The 6209-nt window shown below is 54.1% G+C and carries 5 protein-coding genes; 2 read left to right on the top strand and 3 right to left on the bottom strand.

Annotated features, from left to right (window positions below):
* Positions 1-345 (top strand): putative peptidoglycan binding domain-containing protein (locus tag I656_RS00350; protein ID WP_020756912.1); only part of this gene is annotated, 345 nt, incomplete at its 5' end.
* Positions 346-443: 98 nt separating this feature from the next.
* On the opposite strand, the gene I656_RS00355 is transcribed toward I656_RS00350, so the two are convergent.
* The 3 genes from I656_RS00355 to I656_RS00365 all read right to left on the bottom strand — a co-directional run bounded on the left by I656_RS00355 (position 444) and on the right by I656_RS00365 (position 4477).
* Complete coding sequence (locus I656_RS00355) at positions 444-1811, bottom strand: MATE family efflux transporter (protein WP_033006937.1); 1368 nt, start codon at positions 1809-1811, stop codon at positions 444-446.
* A gap of 97 nt (positions 1812-1908) precedes the next feature.
* Positions 1909-3171 (bottom strand): nitrogen regulation protein NR(II), encoded by a 1263-nt coding sequence (locus I656_RS00360; RefSeq protein ID WP_020756910.1) that lies wholly within the window; start codon positions 3169-3171, stop codon positions 1909-1911.
* 136 nt (positions 3172-3307) lie between these two features.
* Complete coding sequence (locus I656_RS00365; RefSeq protein WP_020756909.1) at positions 3308-4477, bottom strand: DHHA1 domain-containing protein; 1170 nt, start codon at positions 4475-4477, stop codon at positions 3308-3310.
* Positions 4478-4889: 412 nt separating this feature from the next.
* Here I656_RS00365 and ilvA point away from each other — a divergent pair, with 412 nt between their 5' ends.
* Positions 4890-6098: a threonine ammonia-lyase gene (gene ilvA / locus I656_RS00370; RefSeq protein ID WP_033006938.1), complete on the top strand. Its 1209-nt coding sequence runs from the start codon at positions 4890-4892 to the stop codon at positions 6096-6098.
* Positions 6099-6209: the final 111 nt, after the last annotated feature.

The raw sequence follows: 6209 nt of genomic DNA, 5'->3' as shown, positions 1-6209 counted from the left end.
GGCGGCTACAATGACCGCTATATCGATTTGCGCGTCGATGATCACCCGCGGCCGATCGAGGAGCTTATTCGCTTGTATCAGTTGCGCCAGCTTTACTTTGAGAAACCGCGTCCCGAAAAAGTGGCAGCGATTGAAGGAACGGTAAAGGAAGAGGTGGCCGCCCACTTGGTCCGTCTCGGTTATTTATCGAAAGAGCGCTCGGCGGATCTCGAGGCGCTTCATGAGGCGCTGACCGTGTATATACATACAGAAAATTTTGAGGAGCGCCAAGTGGAGAAAGGAAAAATCGACCTCGATGTATTACAGTATATGAAGCAGCAGCCGTCGCCTAAGGAGGTCGGCTAAGGGAAACCGGCCTTGTCGACTGCATGATCCATCATGCTGAAACAAAAAGGATGTCCCTAGAACTGAGCGGGACATCCTTGTTTATCGACCGCTCCCTCTTAAAAGGCGCATGGCGCACGCCCGCTGTCATGTCTGCGCCAAACGGCCCGCAGGCGAAAGCTGAGAAACAGCGCGCCCGTTGCCAATCCGGCGATCAGGCCGATCCAATAGCCGAACGCCCCGGCGGCAGTCAGTAGAGCGAGCGCGCAGCCAAGCGGAAGCCCAACGCCCCAATAGGCGAGAAGAGCGGACCAAAAAACGGCGCTTACCTCTTTATAGCCCCGCAGCGCTCCTTGGATGGGAGCGGCGATGGCATCGGAAACTTGAAAGAAGATCGCATAGAGCAAAAACTTCTCCGTCAACGCCGCCACTGTCGGATCGTTTGTATACAGTCGAGCAACATCGCCGCGGAAGACGGAAAGAAACAATGCAGCGGCGGCGGCGACGGCCAAGGCGAGGGTGATGCCGATCAAGCAATATTGTTTGGCGGCTTCATAACGGTTGGCCCCGGCTTCAACGCCCACGGCGATCGTCAGCGCCATCGATAAGCTGAGCGGAATCATATACAACAGTGAAGCGAAGTTGAGGGCGCTTTGATGCGCGGCGACCGTTTCCGCGCCAAACCGGCCGACAAGCAGCGTCACCGCAGCGAAAATGCTCGTTTCAAAAAAGATGGCCGACCCGATCGGCACCCCGGTTTTCAGCAACTCTTTCCATGCGGCCCATGACGGACGGTAGAAACGGACGAGTACACGATAGGGAGCCAAGCGGCGAAATTTCAAAGCGGCAAAGGCAGCGGCCGCGAAGCAGTACGCATACGTGATCGCCGTCGCGTAACCAGTGCCGATGCCGCCAAGGCGCGGAAATCCGCCATGCCCGTAAATCAACAACCAGTTGAACAGCATATTGACCGGCAAGGCGGTGAGCGTAATCCACATCGTCACTTTCGTTTGCCCAAGCGCATCGATGAAATAGCGGAGCACAGAATAAAGAAACAGAGGGATGATCCCAAACGACAAGGCGCGCAAATAATGAAAGGCGATATGCCGAACGTTTTCATCCAAAGACATCTGTTTCAAGATAAACGGCACAGAAGCGGCGCCGATCAGGACAATGGCGGCAGCAAGCGCGACAGCCAAGTAGAGCGCCTGGGCGACGGCGCGGGCGATTGAGTCATGGCGTCCGGCGCCGAGATGATGCGAGACGATCGGGGACAAGGCGAGCAAAATGCCGCCGGCGCCGGTCCACACCGGCACCCATAAGCTGGAGCCGATCGCGACGCCGGCAAGATCTTCGGCGCTCGCATGACCGGACATGGCGACATCGACAAAGTTCATGGCATATTGACCGGTTTGCGAAACAAAAATGGGAAGAAACAAGGCGAACAGGCGCCGCCATTTGCCGTTGGGCGGAGCGGTCGTTGCCATAATGGCTCCTCCTTTTCCGTAATAAAGTGACACATTGTTCTAAATCATCAATCTCTCCACTTCCGAAGCTGGGATGACCCCCCTCTTCGGAAGCGATTTATGACGAAAGAAACGGCGGTTGGCTGCAAAGCGGGAATTCGATCAAAAAACATGTGCCGTGCGCGTCGCTTTGCACTTTCATCGTCCCGCGATGCAGTTCGACGATTTTTTTCGATAATGACAGGCCGAGCCCAGTTCCCGTTTCCTTCGTTGAAAAAAACGGATCGAAAACATGGTCGATGACCGACGGCGGAATGCCGGGCCCATCGTCGCAGAAGCGAAGCTGAACGAGATGGTTGATTTTTCGGCTGCAGATCGACACCTTCATCGTTTTCGCCACTTTTGCTTCCACGGCGTTGCGAAATAAGTTTAAAAACACTTGCAAAAGCTGGCTGCGGTCGCCGTTCATTTCGTAGTCGTCAAGCTGGTCATCAAGGTCAAAATGGACGTCGACGTTATGCAATAGCGCTTCGCTTTGCAATAGGACGCCGACATCGTCGCGCAAAAAGCGGTGCAAGTTGAACGTCTCCATTTTGACGTCCGCCGGCTTGGCGATATTCAAAAAATCCGTGATAATGTCGTTCGCCCGGTCGAGCTCAGGAATTAAAAGCCGCTCAACGAGCGAGGCGATGCGATCCGGCAAGTCGCTTTTCAATAGTTGCAAATATCCGCGCACCGTCGTCAGCGGATTGCGGATTTCATGGGCGATGCCGGCGGCGATGCGGCCAGCGACCGCCAGCTTTTCTGTTTCTTTCATCATATTGAGCGACTGAAACATACTGATGACTCGTTTGATCGATCCGTCATCGTTGTAAATAAAACGGGTGTTGACGATGCCGTAAAATCGGTCGAGCACTTCGTAATTGTAAAGCGGCTCGCCTTTTTCAAGCGATTCGAGCGTTGCGATCAGCTCGTCAGGCAGCTTCAGCAGCTCGCGAATATGTTTGCCGATGATGGCGTCGCGCTCGACGCCCGTGTCAATGGCCGCCTGCAAATTGCAAAGCGTGATGATCCCTTTGTCGTCGACAAAAACGATATGGTGCGGCACGAGATCGAGCAACGGCGTCAAAAAGGCTTCCACTTTTTCAAACGGTACGTCGTGATACAAGTCAATATCCCACTGCCATTTGGCTTCCTTTTCAAGGGACGGTGGAATGGTGCGAAGGTGCGGCCGGACGTCGCCGCGCTTTTTTTCGATGGCGATTCCACTTTCGTAATCGGCAAAGGTGAACGGAAACGGAAGCGTTTCGATGAGCCGCTCATAAGCGCGCAGCTTTCGTTCGAGCTCTTCGATTTGCGATTGTACGAGTCGATCGTTCATCTCTTCAAACTCCTTAGCTGCACATTTCGTTTTTCATTTTACAAAAACCGCCCTCCGTCGGCTATGGCGGACATCGCATCGATCCGACGGGAGGACGAAACGAATCGAAGCAACCGGGCGGTGCGGGCAGGAGCCGTCAATCGATGCCTGCCGTTTCCACGCGGGAAAGGAACTGGCTAAGCGCCTCAAGGGACGGAAAAGCAGCTTGCCCCTGCCGCTCGTTGCCGCCCCCTTTGCCGCCAAACAGGGCGGCTTGTTCTTTCAGCCAGTTCCCTGCATGGAGCAAGGAAGACGGTGCTTTGGCGATCACGGCGCGCCAATCGGAGGTGGAGGCGAGAAGCGCGGTTTTGCCATAACGGTCGGCGATCAGACGGGCGATCATTTGCAGTTCTTTTGCCCCATATTGGTCGTAACGGCCAATCACTGCACGTCCTGATTCGGCGGCGGCCCGTTCGGCTTCGACGGCAAAGACGATTGCCTCGTATTGGCGCAGCCGTTTTTCCCATTCTTTTTTCTCTTGTTCCCATTTTGCGATCACGTCGAGCAGCTGATCGCGGCTTGTCCCGAACCGACCTGCTGCCGCCTGCACGACGCGGTGGGTTTGCTGGTAGTCGGCAAGCGCCCGGCCGCCGCAAAGAAAGGAAAGACGCGTCATGCCGCGATGGCGCTCTGCTTTCAGCAATTTGATCACGCCGATTTCGCCCGTGCGTTTCACATGGGTGCCGCAGCACGCCGACAAATCGATCCCTTTCATCTCGACAACACGGACAGAACCTTGGACATCGGGACGCTTGCGAAACGGCATCCGTTCTGCTTCTTCCGGCGTCACCCAATACGTCTCGACCGGGAGATTCGCGTAAATGAGTTCGTTGGCCCGGTTTTCCACTGCCAGCATGTCTGCTTCCGTCAGCGCACCCGCCGTGATGTCGATTGTGACGACCTCGCGCCCAAGGTGAAAACCGACTGTTTCGGCGCCGAGCTGTTCAACGAGTACAGCGGATAATAAATGTTGGCCGCTATGCTGTTGTGTATGATCGCGGCGCCGTTTCCTATCAAGGACGCATGAAACGGCGCCCATTCCCGGGTGGGCAGGAAGGCGGTGATACACTTCCCCGTTTTCGTCAAACACATCGAGCACCGGCAAGCCGGCGATCGTGCCGGCGTCAGACGGTTGGCCACCGCCTTCCGGGTAAAACGCTGTTTCCGCCAAGGTGACAATGTATGTTTCGCCGTCTTGGCGGACGCTTGTCACCGTTGTCGTCCACACGTCAACATCCGGCGCCGTATAGTACAACTTTTTCGTCACAACCGTTTCATCCTTTCGTCTTCCGAATGCTTTTCTTTCATATTAGCAAATTCCCTCGCGTTTGCCTATCGCCGATCTTTTTGGCCGCTTTTTCCCGTTGGCAATTGGCCAAATCTATAGAACAATGTTCTAAATAAACAATATTCACAAAAGAAAAAGAACAGACCGTAGACAGCTCTTCCCCTAGAAACACTCTGATGTTTTGGGACAAGTCCAACGTTCAAACGGTTTGACAAAGGAAGCGGGTTGCAGCGATGTTTGTTGAACATGATTTTATGCAACAAAACTATATGCTAAAAATAATCCAAAACCAACTAAAGAAAAGCAACATTTGTCGGTGATGAAATGTTTTGTATATAATAAAGCGGGGTGAACAAGAACCGGTCGCCCGATCGGAAAGGGTGGTTTGATGATGTTGACGTTAACAGACATTGAACAAGCGCGAGCGAAAATGAAAGGCATCGTCCACCAAACGCCGCTTGAGCATTCGCAGACGTTCAGCCGGCTGTCCGGCAATGACGTGTATATGAAACTGGAAAATTTGCAAAAAACAGGTTCGTTTAAGGTGAGAGGCTCATTCAATAAAATTATGTCGCTCACGGAAGAAGAAAGGGCGCGCGGCGTCATCGCCGCCTCGGCCGGCAACCACGCCCAAGGGGTCGCCTACGCAAGCGGCATGCTCGGCATTCCTTGCACGATTGTCATGCCGAAAGGGGCGCCGCTCAGCAAAATTGAAGCGACGAAAAGCTACGGGGCGGAAGTCGTGCTGTACGGCGATGTGTTTGACGAGTCTTTGGAATATGCATTAGAGTTGCAACGTGAACGGGGGATGACATTTGTTCATCCGTTTGACGACTTGGCGGTGATGGCCGGCCAAGGGACGATCGGCTTAGAGCTGATCGAGCAGCTTCCCGACGTCGATGGCGTTCTTTGTCCGGTCGGCGGCGGCGGGTTGCTTGCGGGGGTGGCGTTTACGTTAAAACAGCTGAAGCCATCGGTTGAAGTGTACGGCGTTGAGTCATCGGCTTGCCCCGGCATGACGGCGGCCATACGCCATAAACAGCCCGTCTCCATTGCCGCATCGAATACGATCGCCGATGGGATTGCCGTGAAAAAGCCGGGCAATATTACGTACCAATACATTGAGCAATACGTCGATGGCGTTGTGTGCGTGGAAGAGGCGGAAATTTCACGGACGATGCTGTATGTGCTCGAGCGGAACAAGCTGTTAATCGAAGGGGCGGCAGCTTGTCCGTTGGCGGCATTGTTGTATCAAAAGCTGCCGTTTCGCGGCAAAAAAGTCGCCGCCATTTTAAGCGGCGGCAACGTCGATGTGACGCTCATTTCCCGCATCATTGAGCGGGGGCTTGTCGAAGCGGGCCGGTTTGTGACGTTTACAACGGTCATCTCCGACAAGCCGGGCCAGTTGAACAAGCTGCTGCGCATTATTGCGGAGCTTGAGGCAAACGTGATGTCGATTCACCATCAGCGCATCGGCGCCAAAGTGCTGCCAGGTCAGGCGGAAATTCACTTTTCGCTCGAGACAAAAAACGAAGACCACATTCAGCAAATTTACCAAGTGTTGTTGAAAGAAGGCTATGATGTACAGTTTTACCGATGAGCGCGCGATGGGAAAACGGTTTGTGTTTCGCCACTGTCTGTTAAGCAAACAGTGGAAAAGCCGTCTTCGAAATCATGTTCACAGGGCTGCCAAGTCAACTACCCCCACTTC

This window comes from Geobacillus sp. WSUCF1 (genome assembly GCF_000422025.1).
GTDB classification, from domain to species: Bacteria; Bacillota; Bacilli; order Bacillales; family Anoxybacillaceae; genus Geobacillus; species Geobacillus zalihae.
The sequence above is the reverse complement of the archived record's forward strand: the minus strand, read 5'-3'. Positions and strand labels throughout refer to the sequence as shown.